General features: G+C 63.9%; 23 protein-coding genes. All 23 read right to left on the bottom strand.

Annotation, left to right across the window (positions count from 1 at the left end):
* Positions 1-3 precede the first annotated feature (3 nt).
* On the bottom strand, positions 4-6,048 hold the full coding sequence (locus AD89_RS19405; RefSeq protein ID WP_025780237.1) for a phage tail tape measure protein: 6,045 nt from the start codon (positions 6,046-6,048) through the stop codon (positions 4-6).
* Between the two features lie 382 nt (positions 6,049-6,430).
* Entirely contained in the window at positions 6,431-6,970 is a 540-nt protein-coding gene (locus AD89_RS0114965) for a hypothetical protein (RefSeq protein ID WP_025780234.1), read from the bottom strand.
* A 97-nt stretch (positions 6,971-7,067) separates the two neighbouring features.
* Positions 7,068-7,583: a phage tail tube protein gene (locus AD89_RS0114960; RefSeq protein WP_025780232.1), complete on the bottom strand. Its 516-nt coding sequence runs from the start codon at positions 7,581-7,583 to the stop codon at positions 7,068-7,070.
* A gap of 9 nt (positions 7,584-7,592) precedes the next feature.
* On the bottom strand, positions 7,593-7,886 hold the full coding sequence (locus tag AD89_RS0114955) for a hypothetical protein (protein ID WP_025780231.1): 294 nt from the start codon (positions 7,884-7,886) through the stop codon (positions 7,593-7,595).
* Positions 7,887-7,948: 62 nt separating this feature from the next.
* On the bottom strand, positions 7,949-8,368 hold the full coding sequence (locus tag AD89_RS0114950; RefSeq protein WP_025780229.1) for a hypothetical protein: 420 nt from the start codon (positions 8,366-8,368) through the stop codon (positions 7,949-7,951).
* Entirely contained in the window at positions 8,365-8,757 is a 393-nt protein-coding gene (locus AD89_RS0114945) for a hypothetical protein (RefSeq protein WP_025780228.1), read from the bottom strand. Before AD89_RS0114945 ends, AD89_RS0114950 begins: the two co-directional genes overlap by 4 nt.
* Before the next feature lie 10 nt (positions 8,758-8,767).
* A complete protein-coding gene (locus tag AD89_RS18810; protein WP_025780227.1) occupies positions 8,768-9,172 on the bottom strand; it encodes a DUF6093 family protein in 405 nt (134 codons plus the stop codon).
* A complete protein-coding gene (locus AD89_RS0114935) occupies positions 9,169-9,762 on the bottom strand; it encodes a hypothetical protein (RefSeq protein WP_025780226.1) in 594 nt (197 codons plus the stop codon). The genes AD89_RS18810 and AD89_RS0114935 overlap by 4 nt, the downstream gene beginning before the upstream one ends.
* A 14-nt stretch (positions 9,763-9,776) precedes the next feature.
* Complete coding sequence (locus tag AD89_RS0114930; RefSeq protein WP_155807483.1) at positions 9,777-10,124, bottom strand: hypothetical protein; 348 nt, start codon at positions 10,122-10,124, stop codon at positions 9,777-9,779.
* 6 nt (positions 10,125-10,130) lie between these two features.
* Complete coding sequence (locus AD89_RS0114925) at positions 10,131-10,967, bottom strand: P22 phage major capsid protein family protein (protein WP_025780222.1); 837 nt, start codon at positions 10,965-10,967, stop codon at positions 10,131-10,133.
* Between the two features lie 41 nt (positions 10,968-11,008).
* Positions 11,009-11,674 carry a phage scaffolding protein gene (locus AD89_RS18805; RefSeq protein WP_025780220.1) on the bottom strand — a complete coding sequence of 222 codons (666 nt, stop codon included), beginning with the start codon at positions 11,672-11,674 and terminating at the stop codon, positions 11,009-11,011.
* 71 nt (positions 11,675-11,745) lie between these two features.
* The gene (locus AD89_RS19400) at positions 11,746-12,684 is read right to left on the bottom strand and encodes a VG15 protein (RefSeq protein ID WP_025780219.1); all 939 of its coding nucleotides are present in this window, start codon (positions 12,682-12,684) and stop codon (positions 11,746-11,748) included.
* Positions 12,681-14,144, bottom strand: a complete 1,464-nt coding sequence (locus AD89_RS0114910) for a phage portal protein (RefSeq protein WP_025780217.1) — start codon at positions 14,142-14,144, stop codon at positions 12,681-12,683. Before AD89_RS0114910 ends, AD89_RS19400 begins: the two co-directional genes overlap by 4 nt.
* 1 nt (position 14,145) lies before the next feature.
* A complete protein-coding gene (locus tag AD89_RS0114905) occupies positions 14,146-15,831 on the bottom strand; it encodes a hypothetical protein (protein WP_155807482.1) in 1,686 nt (561 codons plus the stop codon).
* Positions 15,812-16,312 (bottom strand): hypothetical protein, encoded by a 501-nt coding sequence (locus tag AD89_RS19395; protein WP_025780214.1) that lies wholly within the window; start codon positions 16,310-16,312, stop codon positions 15,812-15,814. Before AD89_RS19395 ends, AD89_RS0114905 begins: the two co-directional genes overlap by 20 nt.
* Before the next feature lie 665 nt (positions 16,313-16,977).
* Complete coding sequence (locus tag AD89_RS0114890) at positions 16,978-17,595, bottom strand: hypothetical protein (protein ID WP_155807481.1); 618 nt, start codon at positions 17,593-17,595, stop codon at positions 16,978-16,980.
* 149 nt (positions 17,596-17,744) lie between these two features.
* A complete protein-coding gene (locus AD89_RS0114885) occupies positions 17,745-18,077 on the bottom strand; it encodes a VRR-NUC domain-containing protein (RefSeq protein ID WP_025780210.1) in 333 nt (110 codons plus the stop codon).
* Positions 18,074-19,249, bottom strand: a complete 1,176-nt coding sequence (locus tag AD89_RS19390) for a hypothetical protein (RefSeq protein ID WP_025780208.1) — start codon at positions 19,247-19,249, stop codon at positions 18,074-18,076. The genes AD89_RS0114885 and AD89_RS19390 overlap by 4 nt, the downstream gene beginning before the upstream one ends.
* A 149-nt stretch (positions 19,250-19,398) precedes the next feature.
* Positions 19,399-19,671, bottom strand: coding sequence for a hypothetical protein (locus AD89_RS0114875; RefSeq protein ID WP_025780206.1), 273 nt, complete (start codon positions 19,669-19,671; stop codon positions 19,399-19,401).
* Positions 19,664-19,969, bottom strand: a complete 306-nt coding sequence (locus tag AD89_RS0114870; RefSeq protein ID WP_025780204.1) for a hypothetical protein — start codon at positions 19,967-19,969, stop codon at positions 19,664-19,666. Before AD89_RS0114870 ends, AD89_RS0114875 begins: the two co-directional genes overlap by 8 nt.
* Positions 19,966-20,274 carry a hypothetical protein gene (locus AD89_RS0114865; RefSeq protein WP_025780202.1) on the bottom strand — a complete coding sequence of 103 codons (309 nt, stop codon included), beginning with the start codon at positions 20,272-20,274 and terminating at the stop codon, positions 19,966-19,968. The genes AD89_RS0114870 and AD89_RS0114865 overlap by 4 nt, the downstream gene beginning before the upstream one ends.
* Positions 20,271-20,447, bottom strand: coding sequence for a hypothetical protein (locus AD89_RS20025; RefSeq protein ID WP_155807480.1), 177 nt, complete (start codon positions 20,445-20,447; stop codon positions 20,271-20,273). Before AD89_RS20025 ends, AD89_RS0114865 begins: the two co-directional genes overlap by 4 nt.
* Positions 20,444-20,866 (bottom strand): hypothetical protein, encoded by a 423-nt coding sequence (locus AD89_RS0114855; RefSeq protein WP_025780200.1) that lies wholly within the window; start codon positions 20,864-20,866, stop codon positions 20,444-20,446. Before AD89_RS0114855 ends, AD89_RS20025 begins: the two co-directional genes overlap by 4 nt.
* Positions 20,867-20,868: the final 2 nt, after the last annotated feature.

The raw sequence follows: 20,868 nt of genomic DNA, 5'->3' as shown, positions 1-20,868 counted from the left end.
GTGTCAGCTCCGCATCAGGTTCGAGGACCGAGAGACACGGCGCTTCGAGTCTTCGTATCCGTTGGCGACAGTGGCGAGGACGTACCCACCCATGTCCTGGTCACCGACCCGCACCGTCAGCTGCACACCCTCGAGCGCAGTCGCGAGGTCTCCGGCGGTGAGTTGGCCGGCGGCCGCGGTGGCGAGCGCGTCGATGGAGGCCTGGTCGAGGCCGAGCGTGGACGGTACGGACCGCATGAGTTGGTTCTCGATCGACACGGACTGCTGGTGAGGAATGACCCTCTCGCCGCCGGAGAAGTCGACGAGCTCCCGGCCTTCCTCACCGACCCAGTGCAGGCCCGGGGTGGCCGAGAGTGTTCCGCGCGCGTACCCGCCGCGGCGGTCGTATGCCTTTGCCAGTGACCCGTACCGAGCCAGGGCGTAGGACATGGAAGCGACGATGTTCGACATCGGGTCGAGAATGTTCTTGTCATACGGTGCTCGGGCGTAGGCACGGAACGTGGGCGGGATGACCTGCATGAGGCCCTGCGACGGGTAACCGCGCTTCGCGTTGATGTCCCAGTTGTTGACCGCGTTCGGGTTACCGCCGGACTCCTGGTTCATGCGCCGCAGAGTACGGCCCACGTTCGACAAGGGCTGGTTCATGAAGTTCAAAGCGGAGATGACCGTCGGCCGCCACCGCTCCACGTTCCCGCCAGAATCGCCCTCACCCTCGGTGAAGGTCTTCGCGTACTCCTTGGCCTGCTTGATCGAGCCGGCGACGACCTTCTCCATCACACCGACACCGAGCTGCCCGGTGAGGGTGTTGCCGTCGAGCTTGTCGGAGTACTTCGCGATGAGTTCCTTACCGCGGCGCCGGGCGGCCTTCTCAAGCTCCTTCTTGATGTCACCTGTGTAAGAGATGTCGCCGAGGATGCCGGCATCCATGGCCCCGCCACCGACGGCCTTACCGCGGTTGTCGGCGTGGAGGTGATCAAAGTGCCCGGCGGCTTTCCACAGGACGAACGCCCAGGGGAATGCGGCCTTGAACGCAGCGATGTTCGCATCGAAGAACCGAGTTTCGATCGCATTCTGGCCGCCAGGACCGTAGTTCACATCGATCGCATTGTCGTCGTAGTGCTGCGAGTTCGGGGAGTGTGTGCCGACAGGGCCGAAGTGAGAATGCTCTCCGACGCGGGCGCCGCGTGCCTTCCACCAGTCGCCGGCGGCGATGATGCCACCACCTGCGTACCCGTCGCGGAACTGTGTCAGGTCTTCACCGCGGAGGGCTGCAGCGTTGACTGCGAACATTCGATCACGTTCGTAGGGGTCGCGCATCGCTTCGGAGACGTACACGCCCTCACCGGAGCGCATCGGCACCAGCTGGTCGTCACCAGACGCGTACGGGGTGTATCCGGGGATGAGTCCACCTCCGGCGAACCCGCCCTTCGGCTTCTTCACCCCGGAGAGCTTCACGCCGACGGAGCCGAAGGACTTGTTGATCTCCTTCGCGAACGAGTTCAGCACATCCGCCGTGTCGTTAAGGGAGCCGCCGACGTCACCGGGGACCTTCTCCATCGTCTTATCGATGCCAGAACGCAGACCCGAGAAATTCGCCTTGCCGCCGCGCTCAATCGCGGAGAACCCGGTATCAGCGGTCTTGCCGAGCGTGCCCAGACGCTTCCCCGCGTCCGTGTCCATGCCGCCCATGGTGGTGTCGACGTCCTTGCGCATGTCGCCGGCCGTCTTCCCGGTGGCCTTCTTGATCGCCGACCACTCATCCGACTGGGTCTTGCCCATCGCCTTGAGGTTCTTCGACTGATCGGAGGCCATGGTCGCGAGGTTCTTCACCTGATTCGAGACCATCCCCGACAGAGCCGTCGACTGCGTGCCAGCCATCGTCGACATCTGCGACGCCAGATCCGCACCCATCGCCGTGAGCCCGGTCGTCATCGTCTCCTGCATCCCCGTCATCGCGGCGGCAGTGCCATCCTGACGAGCCACCAGAGACGCATCCGTGTCAGCGGTCATCTGCAGGTACGCGGCGGCGGTGAGGGCCTGCATCGACGTGAGAGCTTCCTCAGTCGTCGCGACAGTGTCCTCCCACGACACATCCGCACCCTGCTGCGACCCAGCAAGATCAGTCGGACCCTGCGAGGCCGCGAGCGACGACCCGTACTCCGAGGCCGAATCCGCCGAGGCGAGCGCGGGGGTGGTGGCGTAGTCGGTGGGGATCGGGCCGAGTGCGGTCACGGGTGGGACGGCGGCGAGGCCGAGCTTCGCTGCGGTGTCCTGGATGCGGGTGATGCCGTCGAGGAGGCTGTTGTCGAGGCCGTCGACGGTGTCGATGCCGCGGGCGTACATGACCGTTGACGGGGAGTGGATGCCGAGAGCCTTCCTGAGGGAGTTCTCCATGCCCTTGGCGATCTTCTCGATCGTCTTCTCGACGGCCTTCTGCTGAGATTCGAGTCCTTTGACCAGTCCGGCGGCGGCGTTGACTCCACCGGAGTAGAACCCTTCGGTGACGTAGGCGCCGGCCTGTTTCGAGTACTTCGCGATGTCCTTGTAGGAGGCGTTGATCGACTGCACGTCCGACGAGGAACCTTTGAGGAGTTCGTCGGCCATGGTGATCGACTCGTCGATGGAGCCCGCGCTGGCGACTTCCTGCAGGATCGCGCCACCGTAGCCCTTGCCGGCGAGCTTCTTGAGCTTCCCGGCCAGACCCTTCACCTTCGCCGCGGCGGCGGCCGCGTTCGTGCGGACACCGGAGACTCCGGTGGTCTGTTGCCAGGTGCCGTTCTTGTCCTGAGCCCACTGCGAGGACACATCGAGCTCGTACGCGCGACTCTGGATCGACGACGACACAGAGTTCTGGATCTGCTTGAGCTCGTCGAGTTTGTCCTGCGCCTTCTCCGTCTTCGCTTCGAGCTTGTCGAGCGAGGAGTACAGCGACTTGAGCGACTTCTCGTAGCCGCGGGCGTCGATGCCGGCACGGCGGCGAGCGCTGCGGGAGAGGTCGTCGTTGCCTGCGAGGGTTTTGAGTCGGTCGACGGCGGAGTATCCGCCGGACAGTGACCCGGTGACCTGGTCGCGGATGTCGCCGCGGCGGATGTCGGTGCGCAGTTCGGTTTGGAGGTCGCGGACTCGTGCGCGGCGTTCGCGTTCTTCCTTGCGGCGTTCGGCAGCGGCTTCGCGTTGCTTCCTGGCGCGTTCCTTGGCGTCGTCGGACTTCGACGAGGCGATGCCGCCGGCGGCCATGGGGAGGGTTCCTGGCATGCGCTGCAGGGCCTCGGCGAGGATCTTCCAGGAGCGTCGGGAACCGTCGAGGGGGACGTAGGCTTCGTCGACGTCCATGCGGTCGCCGACGACGCGCCACGTGTTCGGGTGCACCATTTCGGCGATGGGGGCCATGGGGCGCAGACCACCGTCGGCCATGTATTCGAGGATTCCGCCGTCGGCTTTGAACTTCTGGACGTTCTTGTTCTTCGGGTCCGAGGAGTAGACGGTTTCGTCGCCCTCTTTGCGGATGTGGACCTCGTTGACCCTGACCCAGACGGTTTTGTCCTTGATGCCGTCGATCCACTGCTGTGTCTTCTTGAGCTTCGAGATCGCTTCGCCGGTGTTGATCTTGACGTCGGTCTCGATCTCGTCCGGTGTCTTCACCAGCTGGTCGACGTACTCCTCGGCCTTCTTCTTCGACCCGAAGAACGCGGTCGCCTGGTCGACGAGCTCGTCGCGCAGTTCCTTGTGCTTCTTCGCCGCATCGTCGGCGGACATGCCGTTCTCGATGTTCGCCGCCGTGGCTTCGTTGATGTTGCGGGCGGCGGAGTCGAGCATGTCGTTGTTCTTGCGGCCCGCCTCGGTGGAGTCATCGATCGACGTCTTGCCGGACTTGATCGCTTCCTCGAGGTCATCGAACGATGCTTCGACTTCACGGTTGGCTTTGCGGGCGTCGAGCTGCGCGGAACCGAACCCTCGGATCTCGTCGGCGAGGGACTTGATCTTGTCCTCGGTGGTCTGCGCGGTCGCGCCGAGCTCGGAGATCGCGTCGGCGTTTCCGTTCGCGGCGGCCTCTGCCTCGAGCATCGCCGGGGAGATTTCACCGTAGGCGATCTTGAGCGCGATCGACTTCTTCTCCGACTCCGACATGGAGTTCGTGAACAGTCCAGCCGCCTCGGCGAGCGCGTACGTCTGCTTCTGGTATTCGGGGAACTGGTCGAACGTCTCCTCGAGCGGTACGCCCAGGGCTCGGCCTTCGTACATGACCGCTTTGAACCCGTCCTGCGCGGACTGCAGAGATCCGCCGGTGGCTAGGTCGGTGACGGCCTTGTCCATGTCGCGGAACGCCTTCGTGGCCTTCTCCGCACCGGACTCGACGCCGGGAATCCACCCGAGACCAGTGTTGATCTTGTCCGAGAACGTGGAGTTGTAGAGCCGGTCGAAGGCCCCGGCGAGGTTGTCGACCTCGGTGAAGGTGCCCTTCGTCTTCTCACCGACGACGGATACGTCTTGCAGTTCACGGTTGATGCCTTTGAGGATCTTCTCCGCGTTGCCGCCACCGTTGACGATCGCTTCCATGAACGCAGTCGGCGTGGTGTCGCGTTCCAGCGACTGCATGTGCTGAGAAGCAGCCGCGGCGGCAGTACCAACAACGAGGAGACCCGCACCAGCTGCAGCGGCGACCTGTCCGACCTTGCCCAGGTTGCCCATGAGGTCGGGGAAGTCCTTCTTCAGCTGCTTGAAGCCGTCGATGACGTCGAACACACGCGGGGCGAGGACGAGGAACCCGCCAGCGGCGAGCGCCGTACCGCCTGCGAGGACGCCGAACGCGCCCGCGGACTCCTTCACCGGCTGTGGGAGGTTGCCGACCCAGTTCGCGAGCGTCTCGACACCTTCAGCGGCGTCAGCGACCACGGGGAGGAACACTTGGCCGAACCCGATCGATGCGTCCTTGATCGCGTTGCCGGCGATGCGGACCTTCGACTCGGCGGTGTCGTAGCGTTTGTTCGCTTCCTCGATGAGGGCGATACCGCGCACGTACTCGTCGTTGCCGGACGCGATCGCATCCTTGAGCACCTCGGATGCACCGGAGAGACGCAACAGAGCATCCGATTCGCGGATGCCCGTGATGCCGAGCTCACTGAGAGTGCCGTTGACGTTCTCACCTGAGGCTTGGGCTTGGCCGAGGCCCTTGACGAAGGTGGTCAGTGCGCCGGCGGCGTCGGTCTCCCAGGCGGTGGAGAACTCGTCGGCGGACATGCCGGCGGTGCGGGCGAACAGTTCGAGCCGGTCTCCCTGACCGGAGACCTCGTTGCCCATCTTCTTCATGACCATCGAGATCGCAGTACCGCCAGCCTCAGCGTCGATACCGACCGAGGACAGGGCGGCGGCGAGGCCGAGAACATCACCCTCGGTGAGGTTGGCCTGCTTGCCGGCACCAGCGATACGCAGACCCATCTCCACGATTTCGCGTTCAGTGGTGGCGAAGTTGTTGCCGAGACCGACGACTGCGGCGCCGAGGCGGCCAGCATCGTTCTGGCTCGTGCCCATGATGTTCGAGAACCGTGCCAGCGACGTCGCTGCCTCATCGGCGGAGAGGTTCGTCGCCTCTCCCATGTTGATCATGGACTTGGTGAACATCAGGACGTTGCCGGTCTTGATGCCCAACTGGCCGGCGGCCTCGGCGACGGCGGCGATCTCCGTGTGGGTGGCCGGCAGCTCCTTCGACGCGAGCCGGCGCAGACCCGATTCGAGGTTGCCGAGCTGCTTCGCGGACCCGTCGACGGTCTTCGTGACACCAGTCCAATCGGACTGCCACGACATCGCCGCCCTGGTGGCCAGGCCGAATCCTGCTGCGGTTGCCGTTCCGAACCCGAGAGCGGCCTTACCGGCCGCGTCCCACGCCTGGGGGTGCTCCCTGGCTGACTTCTCCAACGCGGACAGCTGCGCACGCGCAGGCGAAATGCCGTTGGCGTTGAGGTCACGCAGAGCGCTCTTCGCCACACGGGTGCCAGTGACGACACCAGTGGAGTCGAGCGAGAGCTTCCACGCTGCAGAACGATCAGCCAAGGGTCACCTCCTCAGTTAGTCGCGGTTGGGGGTTTGAGCTGCGCGGACCACACGAGCGCGTCGGGAACGTCGTACTCGCGGTCCTTCTGGAACTGCCGCAACGCGGTCGTTGCATGGCATCTGGCCGGTGGGGGCACATCGAAGCGTCCGACGTTCTCGATCGCCTGGCAGACGTCCTTCGGGTACCCGCAAATCGGGCAGAGACCCGCCCGATACTCGGCGAGCGAGAGCATCCAGTTCCGCTGTGTCTCGTCCCACTCGGGTTCGGCCTGGGACGAGAGGAGCCGACCATCCTCGTCATAGACGTAGGTGACGGTCGGCTCCCAGCCGTTGAAGCGTTTGACGCTGATGCCGAGGCGTTCAGCCGCCTCGGCTTCGCGTCTTAGTTCCGGATCACGGCGGAGGCGATCGACGAAAAAGGGATCGCTGTCGCACCCCGGTTGATGTTGAGGGCCGCCATCGCGAACTCGTTGAACTGGGCATCAGTGAATTCGTCGGCCTCTTCGGCCCAGTCATCGCCGGTGAAGTCGACCTTCTCGCCAGTGGCCTTGTTCCAGGCGTCAACGATCGACAGTGGAATGAGTTCGTCACCGAACGTATCGGTGTTGACGCCGAACGCGGTGTCGACGTCGTTGTCCTCACGCGGAGGATGGTTCGCGACCACCTCGGCGTACTTCGCACGTTTGAGCGCCTTGAGCTTCACACAGACTGTGGACTCGTCCATCTGCGACTCGATCGCCTGGATCTTCTCCGCCTGCTCGCGGATCTCCTTCGAGTACGCGGAGTTCAGACGGTCAGAGGCAGACTGGACGCGGTTGAGTCGCTCGAGCTCCTGAGTGGCAGCTTCGTGTTCGGCGAGCAGATCGAGGTTCGTGACGACGTTGACGACGGTGGTGGGGCGGGTTGTGCCGAGCTTCGACATGGTGCTTCTCCTGTTCTCTCCTGTGTGGTGTGGATGGTGGTGCCCTGGCCGTGCGTGGACAGGAGAAAAGCCACGCACGGCCAGGAGTTGGGGAGGGTCAGGCCCCGGCGGCGAGCGCCACGTCCGTCTTCACCTCGGCGAAGATGAACTGCGGGATCGTCGCGCGAGTGACGGAGTTCGCCTCCGGCGCGAGAACCTGCTTCTCACCGGCCGTGGCCGGGTAGATGCTGACCTTCTGGTCAGTGGCGAAGTCGTCCTCGTAGGCGACGCCGATGCGCTCGACGAAGTAGCCCTGGGCGCCTTCGACGATCGTCTCGACGGCCTCGTTGGAGTCCGCCGCGTTGTCGGAGTTGGTGTTGTCGATGACGGTGATCGACAGGCCCGGAGTCTTTCGGCCCGGGCGTCCGAACTCCTGGCGGGAGCACAGGCGCGGATCCGGGATCGTTGCCTGCTCCTTCGTCGGGTTCCACCCGTCACCGGTCAGATAGCAGCTGATGTCGAGAGCACCCTCTGCAGTGACTTCGGTGACGGTGGGATTCGCGGTATCGGCGATCGCAGGAACCCAGACGACCTTGAAGTTGCCGTCCGCCGGCGTCGATGGAATTTCAGCCATGACATGGCCTCACTTTCTTGAGTTGGCCCGAGCCGGCTTCGACTCAGGTGTTTCGGTGGCGTCGGCGGATGCCGCAGCCGGAACGTCCGACTTCTGGCTGTCATCGGACGAACCCTGCTCGACCGGGGCAGCCAGTCGGGCAGGGACGTTGGGGACGTGATGTTTCGGCGGTCGCGGATTGCGAGAGCGCGGGTAACGGTCGGAGTTGACCAAGGTGAAGGTCTTCCCGATCCGGGGGTCGGTCTCGGGCACGTCGAACTGGTGCTTCGTCGACTTGTCCTTGACGCGGACGAAATAGGGCATGAGCGCCTCCGGGTATGCGAAAGGCCCCACCGATCGGTGAGGCCTTGTGGGTGTGGTCGGGATCAGGCCCTGGCGGCCGTGAGTTCCCACTCGATGACGGTGTAGACCGGGTGACGGTTCGCCGAGGTGAGCGTGATCGAGTCGTCCTCGACGATGTCGCGAGTGTTGAGCCTGCGGATCGGGGACAGGGACCATCCCTCAGCTGCAGGGCGGGCGCCCTCGACGATGGGGTCGAGTTTGTCGGCCTTGACTCTGACCGAGGTGAAGGTGAGTCCGGCGATGGTGACGGTGATGCGTACGCGTTGCGCGTGCCTGGTGCCGGCCATGGAGCGGGATAGGGTGTTCGGGATGTGGATGCGTGCGACGACCCAGGGGAACGCGTCCTCGACGTACTGGCCCTTCTCGTTGGGTTTGACCGCTTCGAACAGGGTTCCGTTCGGGAACACTTCTTCGATCGCGTCGGTGAGGGCGAGGATGCTCACAGGGCATCACCGAGCTTGCCAAGGAAGTCGTCGATGGTGTCGAACTCCCGCTCGACGGGTTCGTCGAAGTCGAGAGTTCCGCCGCCACCGTTCGCGCCACCGAAGTAGGCGATAGCAGCGCCGGGCCCGCCGCCGGGATTCTTCCCGGTCGGTTTGTCGTTCTCGGGGCCGATCTCCACCTCGGTGGTGTTCTTCCGCTTCGTGGTTTCGTAGCTGATCTTCTTCGCGAACTGCTTGAAGTACTTCGAACCTCGAGCGTCTTCCTGCAGGTTCTTCTTGATCTGCACGGCACCTTTGACCAGCACGGCTTCGGCTTTTGAGCGAACATCGGAGTCGAACTGGTCGAGAGCATCGACGAGCTTCTGAGTCTCTGAGGTGTCCAGTGGCATGTGGTCCTCCTCAGTCCGCGATGTAGTCGACGAACACGCGGTAGGCGGTGGCGAACGTCTTGAACGGGGCTTCCTGGGTGATGCGGAACTTCCGGCCCGTGAGCATCGGGTCCATGCGGGATGCGGTGATCTCGACGATGTCGCCGACGTTGATGCGGTACGCACCCACAGGCAGGTGCACGGACATGCGCTGCACGGTCACCGTGGCCTCGGCCGCAGTCCTCGACTGCTCGTAGCCCTCGTAGGACTGCAGCTTGCACTTGCCGGTGTACACGTCGGAGTAGACCGGCACGACCTTCCCGGTCTCCCGGTCGGTGGTCTCGCCGGTGACTCGGCGGATGAGGCACTGATCTTGCATCAGAGCCTCGGCGCGGCGACGGCCACGCAGAGTGGCGGCGCGGGCCCGGGCGCTCACAGCGAGTTCACCACGGCCACGGCACCGCCGAAACGCTTCCGCAGTGCCCTGCGGGTGCGTTCAGGCAGATCCATCGGAGTGACCTGCTCGATGCCCTCCCCGGAGGTGGCGTAGGCCTCCCGGTAGTCGTCGACACCGATGGAGGATATGCGCCCGTTCTGCAGATCCCAGCCGCCCTCACGGGAGGCAATGAGACCGGCGATGACCATGGACACGCAGAGTGTCTGAATGTCCCGCGGGATCTCGTCGTATCCGTGGAAGTAGGTGATCGTCAGGGTCGGCAGGTTACGGCCGCACGCCCAGCCTTGCGCCCGGTACGCGCCGTTCGCCGTGACCCGGTATGAACGCGGGTCGACGAGGTCACCGTCGGCCAGGATCTCGTCAATACGACGGACCGGGGTGCCGGGCAGATTGAGCAGCCGCTCATTGAGCCCGAGCACCTCGACCGTCGATGTGTCAGCGAGGATGCCTGTGCCGGCCGCCGAGGTGATAGCCGACGATGCCGACGCGATGAGCTCATTGACCGTTGCGGTCTCGGACTCTTCGAACGTCTCCCCGTAGAGGGCGAGCGCGTCTGGTGTGATCAGCATCGTCAGTCACCTCCTCATTCGTCGAACAGTGCGCGGATCTCGTTCTGCTTGAGTCCGTCGAGCTGTTCCTCGGCGAACCCCTGAGCGAGTGCGTAGTCGTACCAAACTTGCTTGGAGGCGTTTCCGCCGGGTTTGGTCTGGGCTTCGGTGGAAGTCTCCGGTGATTCTTCGTCAGAATCTTCCACCTGCTGCTCTGTCTGTTCTTCCTGGTCAGCGGCGGTCTCTTCGCCGTCGGTGGAATAGTCCTGCGCGTCAGCGTCAGAATCTTCCACCGCTACGACGTGGCCGCCGCCGATCAGCCCGGAGGCGACCGACGGGGCCACGTCGACGATGAGACCGTTGGGCCCCTTCACAAGCGTCATCCGAGATCACGCCCCGCCGCCGGCATCGGCACCGGTGTAGACAGCGATCGCCTTCGGACGAACAACCTTGCCGCCGTACACGTGGAGGCCACGCAGACGGTCAGCGAACTTGTTCTCCGCACGCATCGCCTCGGTCTTCTGGATCTGCGAGACGTAGGCGAGCGCCGAGCGGTGCATGGCCACGACCTGCGGGACGTCGGTCTGGGGCAGGTTCTCCGACCCGTATCCGTCGAGTCGGAGGAGCTTGCCGAGGGATGCGTTGCGCAGCCCGTCGGTCGATCCCGACTGGTCGGAGTTGGTCATCTTCGAGTCGTGCTCGAAGAGGAGCGCCTCGAACTCGGCGTTCGCGACGAACACACGGTTCTCCTTGGGCACGGCCGCCTTGTTGAGTGCCTTGACGAGGTCGCGCAGAACGTTCCACGCGGTCTTGGCGTCGGCGGCCTCGGCACCGGGTGTGACTGCGGTGCCGTTGGTGACGGCGAGCGCGGCGAGGAACTTGTCGGCGTCCTGGACGAGTCCGTCGGAGGCCGACTTGGTGTACTCGTTGAGGTTGCCGGCGGCCTGGGCGCGGTCGATGTCGTCGACGTAGAAGTCGAAGCTCTTCTCCTGGTCGACGAGGATGTCGAGCCCGGTGTCGTCGATGTCGTCGGCGGTGGTGGTGCGGCCGGCGGCCTTGTAGTCCTTGATGGTGATCGGGACGGGGCTGGTGATGTGCAGCGTGTTCCCGGAACGGAGATCGCCCTCGTACTCGCGGTTAGTGAGTCCAGCCCACACGGCGGTGTTCTGGAACTCGACGAGCATCTTGGATGACCAGATCTCCGGGATGAAATTGGTAATCGCCATGGCGATCTTCCCTTCTGGTTATGACTGCCCCGGTTGGGCGGTCAGGCTTCGACCCGGCCTTCGTCGTAGGCCTTGGCGATCTCCTTCGGAGACATGCCAGCGAGGTCTTGTTTGGTCAGCTTCTTCTTCCGTGGCTGTTTGCCACGCCCGGAGTCGAAACTGGCGTTGCCGCCTTGCGCGGCGAGTTCGGGGTTCTCTTCCAGGAGGTCAGTGATGGCTTCCTGGATCTGATCGGTGTCGACGTCCCCGTTTTCGTCGACATCGAAGTCTGTGAGGTCGAGGAGTTTGATCGCGAGGGCGGGGTTGCGGAGCTTCCCTGCCGCTGCGGATTTCACCTCGGAGCGGATGACGCGGGCGTTGGCGGCGGTGATCGCCTCGGCGCGGGCTTCTGCGCGTGCGGCCTCGAGCTCGTTCTCCTCGGGCGTCTTGTCCTTCGCGGCGAGCTGTCGTTTGAGTTCAGCGATCTCGGCTTCGCGTTCCTTCGCGAGCTTCTTCGCGTCATTGCGGGCAGTCTTCATCCGGTCGAGGGCCTGCTTGCCCTTGTCGCCGAGGTCGTCGGCGCCGGCTTCGTCGTCCGAATCGTCTTCGTCGTCACTGATCTGGTCGCCGCTCGGGTCAGGATCCTGATTGTCGTTCGGCTGGTCTTCGTGCTCATCGTCGTCGTTCGGCTTGAGCTGCGGTTCCTCGTTGGGTTTGAGGGTGGCCATTGTGTTCTCCTCCTGCTTTGCGCATGGTGGGGACCTCCACGCTTGCCGTGGAGGTGGGGAAATCTGTGGGGTCAGACGAAGTAGCCGTACTCGGTGAGCAGGCTGACGAACCGTGTCTTGTCCTGGCCGGAGCGGCGGAGGATCTCGTCGACGGATAGGCGGCGTTTTCCGGCTCGGCCGGCATCAGACGAGATGCGGAAGTATCCGCGTTTCGTGACACCTTCACTGGTGAACCTGCCTGAGGTGGTCATGCCGCGGCGGGAGTTGATGACTTGGTTCATGTCGGCGCCGTTGCGGATCGCCTCGGCGCCGGCTTTCGTGTAGATGCGATCCTGCTCCGCAGCGGACAGTGCGTCGAATGCTTCGTACGGGTCCGTGGCGAAGGTGTCGGCCATGGACTCCCGGGCTGGGATGTGGACGCACCGGCAGTGCGGGTGGCGGAGGAACCCGGTGTTCCACGCGTAGTACTGGCCTGCGAGCACCGAACACCGTGCGCAGCACCCGGCCGACGCCATACGCACGTACCCGACCTTCTGCCGGGCAGATCCGATACGAATCTGTGACGAGGCACGGCCGGCGTCAGCGATTCCGTACTGGACGAGCTTTGACAACTCCACCATCCCGGTCTGCATGGCCTCGTTCGTCGAATACCCTCGCCCGATGTGGTCGAGCGCGTGGTAGGCGACACCGGCGAGCGCCGCATCGAGAGTTGCGCCGGTTGCGGGCATGGTGCCGACGATCGCTTCCTTGCGAATGCGTGCGTCGATGGGGTCGATGTTCTGTTCGTTGAACGCGAGGTCGAGGGTGGTGTCTGCTGAGTCGACGGAGCGGGACTGGGCGACCATCAGTGCGGCAATGACCGAGGTGGACAGGATTTGCCAGGAGGAGACGATGGAACCGGGGTTGACCTTCTTCCACGCCCCTGCGGCCCGGATGAACGCGGCGTTCGTCAGCTCAGCTGTGGCCTGTTTGTGGCGAGACGCTGCACGGACGACGTCGGCGGTGCTCATAGTTGCTCGTCGACGTCCTGGGGCTGCTCAGACTGTCCGGTGGTGGTCATGCGCTGGATGACGCCGAGCGGGTCCTGTTCCTGCTCTTCCTTGATCATCTTCATGACCCGGTCAATCTCGTGCGGAGGTAGACCGTCCTGCTCGAGCAGGTACTTCATGGGGTAGCCGAGCTGCTTCTTCTTGAGCAGAGCATCAGCACGCTGCGCATCCGACCGGTACTGCGGGTCGGCCCACATCGGGGTGCCGGCCCCGATCTGGTCGGCTTCCTTCTCCGAACGGCCCATCGCCAGCGCGGTGAGGTAGTTGATGGTGCGCACGTCTTGGTTGACGAAGAGGATCGACTGACGGGCGCGGGAGACGAGACCGGCCTCAGAGATCGTCAGCGCCTCGGCGGCGGTGTTGACCATCTTCCCGGACAGGTAGTGTGGCGGGGTGCGGGTCTGAGCGGCGATGTGCTCGACGGCCTGCTGGGTGACCTCGAGGAACGGGGCGATCTGTGCGGCCGACCACTCGTGCGGCTCCGCTTCATCGCTATCGATCCACAGGATCTTCTCCCCGGTGAGGGAGTCGAGATCGAGGGGGCGAGTCATTCCGGTGTCCTGGCCGTCGTTGCCGAGGATCGGCACCGTCGGTATATCTGCTCCGGTGATGATCCGCTGAGGCAGAGAAACCATGTCGAGAGCGTTGAGCAGGTACGCCCAGGTGAGGTTGATCGCGTCCTGCATGGCCATGACACCCGAGATCTCTGAAATCGGCTGGTCAGGGCGGAGGAACGACCGGTTCTTCATCTCCACGATCGGCACCTGGCCGAGCGGATTCCGTGCCGGCCACGTATCGTCAGTGTTGAAGTGGCGAGGCTCCCACCCGCGCCCAGTGTCGACAGGCCGACCCTGCCGCATCTCGCGGTCCTCCGAGGTCTTCCGCTGGAACTTCCACACCTGGTCAGCGGTGTACAAGGTCGCGTACTCCCACGAATCATCAGCCCACATGATCAGCGCCGCGCGCCGTTCACCCGTGGCCGGGTCCTCGTCAACGATGGTGAGCTCGGGGTGTTCGAACGTGATCCTGGGCCGATCCGCACGCTTCGTGGGCGCGACCAGCGCGAACGCACGCGCAGCCGCGGAGCGGACGGCGAGCGCCTCCTGGATGCCGGCGTCGGCTCCGGTGGCTTCCCAGGCGCGCGCGAGCTCCGTGTCGGCGCCGAGCTTCCCGGCGGGACGTAGGCCAAGGTAGACCATGCGTTCACCGACGGCCTCGACAACGGGGGCGCACCAGTTGTCGGTGAACCCGGCGTAGCGTTTCTGGAAGCTCTCCTTGAACTTGTCCGAGGCGAAACGGAGACGGCCGGTCTCGCCGGTGAGGTAGTTCATGCGCTTCGTGATGTCGCCGCGGCGGTACTGCAGGTCCTGGGAGAGACGGTCTGTCATCTGCTCGGCCTGCTCGACGCTCAGTGTGGGCATGTCACCTCCATTTCGTCGATGTGCCGGTGTAGATCGTGGACTTCTTCGTGTTCTTCGCTCCCGATTTCACCGCGTCGAGAGTCGCCTGATGGGCGAGTACTGAGGACATGGTGAGGTCGATCTTCTGATCCTCGGACGCCTTCTTGATGTAGTACTTCCCGTGGCCACCGACAGCGGATTCGACTGCGTTGCGGATGTGGACGGACACTGTCTCGTCCCCGTCGTGGGAGAACTCGGACTCGGGGTCGACGACGGTCATTTTGAACGCTTCGAGCGCCTCGAACATCTGGCCGAGGCGGTTGGTGGCGAACTCGACGATCACGTCGCCGTACTTCGCCGACCACTCCGCGAGCTCCGTGCGGTAACCGAAGGGGTCGAAGTAGGCGCGGACGACTTCGTACTCGGAGAGGATGTCGGCGAGCGCCGCATCGACCTCGAGGCGAGGAATGCGTCCGTCCCACTTTCGCGGATCCCAGATCGTGGCGCGGGTGCCGTTGTGATACCTCGGCGTGAACTGGTGGAAGTCGAGTGTCTCGGCGCGGAAACCGGTCCAGTCGTTCGTCTCCGAACCGTCGAACCCGAGGCAGATCTTCGTGCGCGGCTTCACCTGAACTCGCGGTTCGGCTGCGCGGAGGTCCCAGACGGTCTGTTTGATCCAGTGGGCGGAGCCTGCGACGATGCGGTTGCCGTAGAAGCGTTCCGCCTCGGCGGGGTGCTCGCGCATGAGGTCCTTCGCGGTTCGCTCAATGCTGCGAAGATCTACCCAGGGGGAGAACTGGTAGTTGTAGCGGAAGATCTGCATCCGCTCATCCGGTTTCTCGAAGTCGAGGTGCTTCGGTGGTGGGAAGTGGTGGACGTAGACGTCGTCGAGGCCTGACTCCATGGTGTCCTTCTGCAGCCAGGACGACTCTGCCGGGTCCGGTGGGTTAGAGGACTCGACCATGCGGCCGCCCATGCCTCCGAGGCCACGGATCAGGGTGCGGTTGAACTTCCGCATCTTGTTCGAGTCCGTGTACAGGCCCGTCTCATCAGGGAACGCAGCGGAAATGCGTGCGCCGAGCTTCGAATCAGCCTTCGAGGTGACGATCTCGATTTTTGAGTCGCGGTTGCCGTTCGGGTGGCGGATGAACTCCTCGCCGGTCTTCGGGATGATGTTGGCCAGAGGCCCGAAGTCGATCATCGGGACGAGGGCGCCCCATGTGTTTTCCACCTGATCTTCGACGACGGCGGCGAGCTGGATGCGCGGAGTGGCGCGGGGTCGACCCATCGGCTCACCAGGCATGAAGTCGTATTCCCACCCGCAAGGACAGCCGTGCTCGGCGCACCGGTACGTCTCACCGCCGGTAGCGAACCCGTCGAACTGAGACGGACCCACGAACTCGATCAGCGCGTGCCCGGCGATTCCAGGCGATTTTCCAACCTTCTGCGCCGCCACCCAGGCTGAACGCTGGTAGTGGAACGCTGAGGCGCGCTCACCGCGCTGCGCGTCCGGGCGGACGATGTAGTGGTTGGCGAGGAAGATCTTGTGATCGATCGTCGGCTCGAACATCTCACCGGACATGTCCCCGTCCGGGACCACGGCGTGATTCGCGAGCCAGTCCGCAAGGAAGTACCCCATCGTCTTGATGGGGTGAGGGATCGAGTAGTTCGGGCGCGGGACCTTCCGATCAGCCTGCACCGTCGTCACCCGCAGACGGGAAGAGATCCGCGATCTGCTGAGCGGTCGACTTGCGCGGCTTCGCCTCGGCGGCCGGCGCCGACTCCTCGGACTTCTTCTGCAGCTCTTCCGTGGAGGCGTAGCGCCACTTGTGACGGGCCATGCCGGAGAGGTTCACGCCGAGGTCTTCGGCCATGATGCGCATCTGCGTGAGCCGCGAAGCCGGAACGTCGAAGTTCTCCGTCTCGATCGACACGAGCAGACGCACGTAGATCGCGAGCGTCACCTGCTGGTGCTGGGACTCCCAGACGATGGACTGACCCATCTTCCAGAACTGCCGCCACAGCTCCCGCTCACGATCAGTGAGACCAGGCTTGAGCGGCCAGTTCGGAGTCCGCCGGCGGTCGACACGCTCGGGCAGCTTGACCCATCCGTCCTCGTTCCGACGCTGACGGTACGAATTCAAGTCGGCCGGCGGTCCGCTACGTGCGCGTGCACCTCCTGATGTCATGGTCTGAACCTCACTTCCGGCACCCTTGCGGCACCATCAAAGCGAGGCATTGCGCCCCGCTGTGCGACATGAAAAGACCCGTTCTGACCTGGGGTTTCGGGATTTTTTGAACCCGATTTTCGTTTTTTAACCCTCCCCGGCGGTCTCTGTATTTCCGGGCCGAGGGGGTCATCCCCCGGGGTCTATACCGACAGGACGACTTGCCTAGTAGGGTTGCCGGAATCCTCCGGGCTGGTGGGCTGCTGTCTCCGCCGAGTGGCACGGTTTGCACAGGCCCCGCCCGAAGCTCGGGTCGTTCGGGTTCAGTCCTGCGTCCTCGAGCTCACGACGTGAGCGAGGATAGTGATCGGCCTCGGTGGATGGTCGACGATGACACAGGATGCAGATCGGATCACGTGCGAGCACTGCCTCGCGGAAGGTGCGGCGGTGCTTGCGGCCATAGCCTCGAGCAGTGGGCGATCCACGCAGCCTCTCGGCGTCACGGGCACAGTCAGCGCAGAGCCTCACGCCTTTGTCGACGAGGTTCGGGCAGCCGTTGCCGTTGCACACCTTCTTCACTGACTGCCTCCGAACATGACAGAAGGCCTGACCGGAGAACCGTGTCAGACCTTCATCGCCACCTCTGGTGACTCTACGAGAATTGTATGGGACAGATGTCTGAAAGTCTATGCCCGCAAGGATCTCGCCTTGCGGCGTGTCGTTCTAGTCAGCACAGCACGAACATCACCGAGGCGATACAGCTTCGTGCCTCGTTGATCGTGACCAACAGCGTTGAGCATCACACGATCATGACCATCACGGCGACTCGTCCACTTCCGTGCCTGCTCATAGGTGATCTGCTCACCAGCCGCACGCAGTGTGTCGACCACACGAGACAGTGGTGCCTCGAATGCCTCGATACGCCGGAGCCCCTCACGCCTCCGGGCCCGCACATCCACCTGGGCCTGGCACCTCGGGCACACCGTCACGTCCTCCCCGATGATGGGCCACAGCTCCACACCGCAACCACCTGTCGGACACACGCCAGCGAACACACGTTCAGGTGGAATGTCGATCTGCTCCAACGCCTTGAGGCACTGCTCGAGCAGACGGTCATGCCACTCCTCAGCCTGCGCATGCTTGACCACCCAGTCACGCAACGGATCCAGGCTGGCCACCAACTGCGGCACCGACAGCATCCGATGCACTGGCCGCTCCTGCTCTGACACCCAAGCAGCGAGCATCGACCTGAGCACCTCGGTGATCCGATCAGCCACCTCGGCGGCACCGATGCGGAACACCATCGGCACAGCATCCGACGACCGGCGCTCACCCTGCGGAGTGGTGGCGTCCTGCCTCAGCTTCGTCACCTCCAACTGCTGCACGATCGGAGCACACATGCGCACCAGCTCAGGCAATGATGCCGACCGAACATCACGGGCATCCCACATCGTCAACGTCCTCTCAGTTCTTTCTCGATACGACCACTCACCCAATCGCGGGGCCGCCACACATCCACGTCCTCACCGACCAGCAACAGGGTGGAGATCCACACCTTCTGCTCGGCCGATGTCGTGCCCGTCTCCGACTTCAACTCACGCCAGATCACACGACGCTGCTTCGGGTGCACCAACACCAGATCCGGGAACCCCGGTGTCGATCGACGCGAGTCGAAAGTGTGATAGCTGAGCCAACCCATCTGCTTCGATAGCTCGATGATCTGATCCTGCAGCTGGGTCTCCGACATGGCCTTAGCTTGGAGAGCCCGGTAATCCTGTACCTTCACCGCTTCCTCCTCTTCCGCTTCTTCTGAGCAGGAGAGTTCACAAGGGCGACAGGTGGCGCCGACCGTCCAGACCCAGCCCTGCCCGTACCGTCACGTGCCGAACCCTTACCGTCCCGACCCGACCCGGCATATCCAGATCCTGGATGCACACGACCTGCTGGAACCTGCTGGAACCTGCTTGGTGGCTCTGCGGGGTCACACTCCGACTGGTTGGTGTCGGGCGGTCCCTTCGGTCCAGAGCCGGTGTCTGCGGGGTCTGACTCCGCCTGGGTGGCGGATAGTCCCTCGGACCAGACTGTGTTCACCGCGGGGTCATCACACGACGGGTTGCCGTGCGGTCCCTCGGGCCGGTGAACGTCTCCCGCGGGGTCACGCTCCGCCTGGGTGGCGGGCTGTCCCTCGGACCGGGATGCAGGGTTCTCAGGTGTCCTCTGTGCTGCGGTGCCGGCGTCACGGCCGGGCGGTACACGCCCGGCTCTCACGTCGGCTTCGGCAGTGTCGGGGAGGACGATGTTATGGGTGATCACGTACTCGTGGGTGCGCAACCACTCCAACGTCTTCGGTTTGAAGTAGGGCTTCTTCGGCGGGGGCATCATCTGCTTCTCACGATGAGCCCGCGGCGTATCGAGCAGGGCCGCGTTGCATCTGCCGCAGGCGACCACCATGTCTTTTGGTGACTGCACCTGCCTGTCCAGATGGTCGTACGTTCCTGCCTTCTGGCCGCGCCGGTCGCCTTGGAAGTTGACGACGAGGCCGCAGTAGCGGCACGCGTCACCGTCGCGGAGGCGCACGGGGATCGTGAGTGCAGGGTTCGAGTTGTCGAGCTTGCGTTGGCGTTCCCATTCGATCTCCTCTCTCGTTCGCATGTGGATGAAGGTGTCGTCCTCGATGAGCTTGTAGGCGCGTCGGCCTTCCCCGTCAGCCACCTCGGTGAGGTAGCCGGCGGCAATAGCGACACTGATCAGCTCAGCGGCCCGGGAATGGCCTGCCATCTGCACGGCGGTGCCGTGGCTGATGACGTAGTCGGTGAGATGGGCGGTGGACTGCAAGGCGCAGCGGAGGACGAACCCGAATGCCTCATTGACCAGCCGGTCGTCGACCCTCTTGTCTTCGAGGACGCTGAGGACGACGGGGTGGTTAGCGGCGGTGTCGCCAGTCCTGAGCCAAGGCATCCGGGTTGTCTCCTGTGGTGGTGTTGATCAGTGGGTGGGTTCGAGGTGGCAAGTGCAGCCACATGAGGCGAGCGCGTCGGTGGTATCGTCCCAGGCTTGGCCGTCGCACTTGTGGCAGTTGCCGTCTCGGCAGTCTGGGCTGAGCGTGGTCATCGGACCTCCTTGACGGATTCGATGAGCACACTGTGCGACCAGAAGTTCCGGAAGTCGTCGTACTTCGCCCCGAATGCGTCACGTAGCTTGTCCGTGGCCTCGTCAATGGTCGCGGCGAAGACTGATGCTGGAATCGAGTTGATGTATTCGTCGCCGTATGTGTTGCGTCGGCGCACGGTCCCGGTGAACTCGTATCTCGGCCCTGACGGGACGATCGGCTCTGGTCGTGGCGGCTGAAACATTCCCGGGGTGCAGAGGTTGTCACTCATCGTCTTCCTCCTCGAGTAGTGCGGTGATCGCGGTACGGGCGCGGGATCGGAATACGTCCTGGTTCGACGGGTGCTGGTCTTCCCAGTCCTCGCGGTCGAAGTACTCGTAGTCGGCTTGCTCTCGGTTGAACTCGGCTTTCGCCACCCGCTCGATTGCTTCGTCGGTGCGGAGTTCGTCGCGCTGCCAGCGTGCTCCGTTCACGATTCCCTTCTCGATGAGCCGGTTATCTTCGGGGGTGCGGTGCTCGTACGTGTGGTGTGCTCCGGCGTAGTCTTCGGCTTTCTCATCCCAGTTCATTGCTTCGCCCACTTCCCGACGACGCGAGCCGCCGCATACGGCGCCCCTTCGTCTCGGCGACCGCCGAACATGCTGCTCTCCATGATCAGCCCGAGAGCATCGATGACTGCGTCGGCGATAGCAGTCAGATTCGGCGCGGCACCGTAGTCGTCACCGAGGATGGGGAACTCGTTGTCGGCCTCGCTGATCGCGTCGGCGATCCTGGTCCGCAGTTCTTCTCTCGGTCGGACGCACTTCTCGTGGTGCTCGTCTGATTCCATGCCTGCGAAGCAGTTGTTGCAGAAGACCTCTGTGTCGTCACTCATGCTTCCTCCTCGATTCGGTCGGCTTCTCGGATCTCCACCACGGTCTGGTTGCTGAGTGCACGTACCAGGGTTTCGTCGGCTGAGAACGCGACGTGGCCAGGTGCGAACGTGATTCCGGTGGCCTTGATGGTGAGCACCTGACCGGCCAGGGTGGTGACCTTGTACGTCCTCACTTCTTTGCCTCCTTCGCCTTGATGCGGGCGTAGACGATGAACGCGTCATCCTCATCGACGATGCGAGTCTGCACCGGCTTGTCAGTGACCTGGCGGAGAGTCGCCGTGTACGAATACGCCTTCGACTTCGTGCCACGCTTCGCGACACGGAACCACTCACCCGGGGACTCCTCGAGCACTTTCACCGCACTGGCGGCAGCCACCCTGACCGTGCCGGCACGGCGCGGCATACGGACCGGGCGCGGAGTCTCCTTCACGACCTCGAACACGTCACCGTTCTTCGCCTCCGGGGCCGGAGCGGCGAGCACTGGTGTTGGCTTCGTCGCGTCCGCCTGGACATCGGTGATGCCACGTGAACGCATCAGTTCCTCCGCCGCACGAATCTTCGCGTCAGTCGCCCGATACTTGTAACCGGCCATGA

The sequence above is a fragment of the Brevibacterium sp. VCM10 genome (genome assembly GCF_000583215.1).
Classification (GTDB): Bacteria; Actinomycetota; Actinomycetes; order Actinomycetales; family Brevibacteriaceae; genus Brevibacterium; species Brevibacterium linens.
This window is presented reverse-complemented; position numbering and strand designations above follow the sequence as displayed.

Bases quoted from the DNA above. Each gene is read 5' to 3' on its own strand.
- AD89_RS0114910 (WP_025780217.1), bottom strand. From the start codon at position 14,144: ATGCCCACACTGAGCGTCGAGCAGGCCGAGCAGATGACAGACCGTCTC.
- AD89_RS0114965 (WP_025780234.1), bottom strand. From the start codon at position 6,970: ATGTCGAAGCTCGGCACAACCCGCCCCACCACCGTCGTCAACGTCGTC.
- AD89_RS0114855 (WP_025780200.1), bottom strand. From the start codon at position 20,866: ATGGCCGGTTACAAGTATCGGGCGACTGACGCGAAGATTCGTGCGGCG.
- AD89_RS0114925 (WP_025780222.1), bottom strand. From the start codon at position 10,967: ATGGCGATTACCAATTTCATCCCGGAGATCTGGTCATCCAAGATGCTC.
- AD89_RS19400 (WP_025780219.1), bottom strand. From the start codon at position 12,684: ATGAGCACCGCCGACGTCGTCCGTGCAGCGTCTCGCCACAAACAGGCC.
- AD89_RS0114930 (WP_155807483.1), bottom strand. From the start codon at position 10,124: ATGACGCTTGTGAAGGGGCCCAACGGTCTCATCGTCGACGTGGCCCCG.
- AD89_RS0114865 (WP_025780202.1), bottom strand. From the start codon at position 20,274: ATGAGTGACGACACAGAGGTCTTCTGCAACAACTGCTTCGCAGGCATG.
- AD89_RS0114960 (WP_025780232.1), bottom strand. From the start codon at position 7,583: ATGGCTGAAATTCCATCGACGCCGGCGGACGGCAACTTCAAGGTCGTC.
- AD89_RS0114890 (WP_155807481.1), bottom strand. From the start codon at position 17,595: ATGGTGTTCCGCATCGGTGCCGCCGAGGTGGCTGATCGGATCACCGAG.
- AD89_RS0114955 (WP_025780231.1), bottom strand. From the start codon at position 7,886: ATGCCCTATTTCGTCCGCGTCAAGGACAAGTCGACGAAGCACCAGTTC.
- AD89_RS0114870 (WP_025780204.1), bottom strand. From the start codon at position 19,969: ATGAACTGGGATGAGAAAGCCGAAGACTACGCCGGAGCACACCACACG.
- AD89_RS0114935 (WP_025780226.1), bottom strand. From the start codon at position 9,762: ATGCTGATCACACCAGACGCGCTCGCCCTCTACGGGGAGACGTTCGAA.
- AD89_RS0114875 (WP_025780206.1), bottom strand. From the start codon at position 19,671: ATGAGTGACAACCTCTGCACCCCGGGAATGTTTCAGCCGCCACGACCA.
- AD89_RS18805 (WP_025780220.1), bottom strand. From the start codon at position 11,674: ATGGCCACCCTCAAACCCAACGAGGAACCGCAGCTCAAGCCGAACGAC.
- AD89_RS19390 (WP_025780208.1), bottom strand. From the start codon at position 19,249: ATGCCTTGGCTCAGGACTGGCGACACCGCCGCTAACCACCCCGTCGTC.
- AD89_RS0114945 (WP_025780228.1), bottom strand. From the start codon at position 8,757: ATGCCACTGGACACCTCAGAGACTCAGAAGCTCGTCGATGCTCTCGAC.
- AD89_RS19395 (WP_025780214.1), bottom strand. From the start codon at position 16,312: ATGACATCAGGAGGTGCACGCGCACGTAGCGGACCGCCGGCCGACTTG.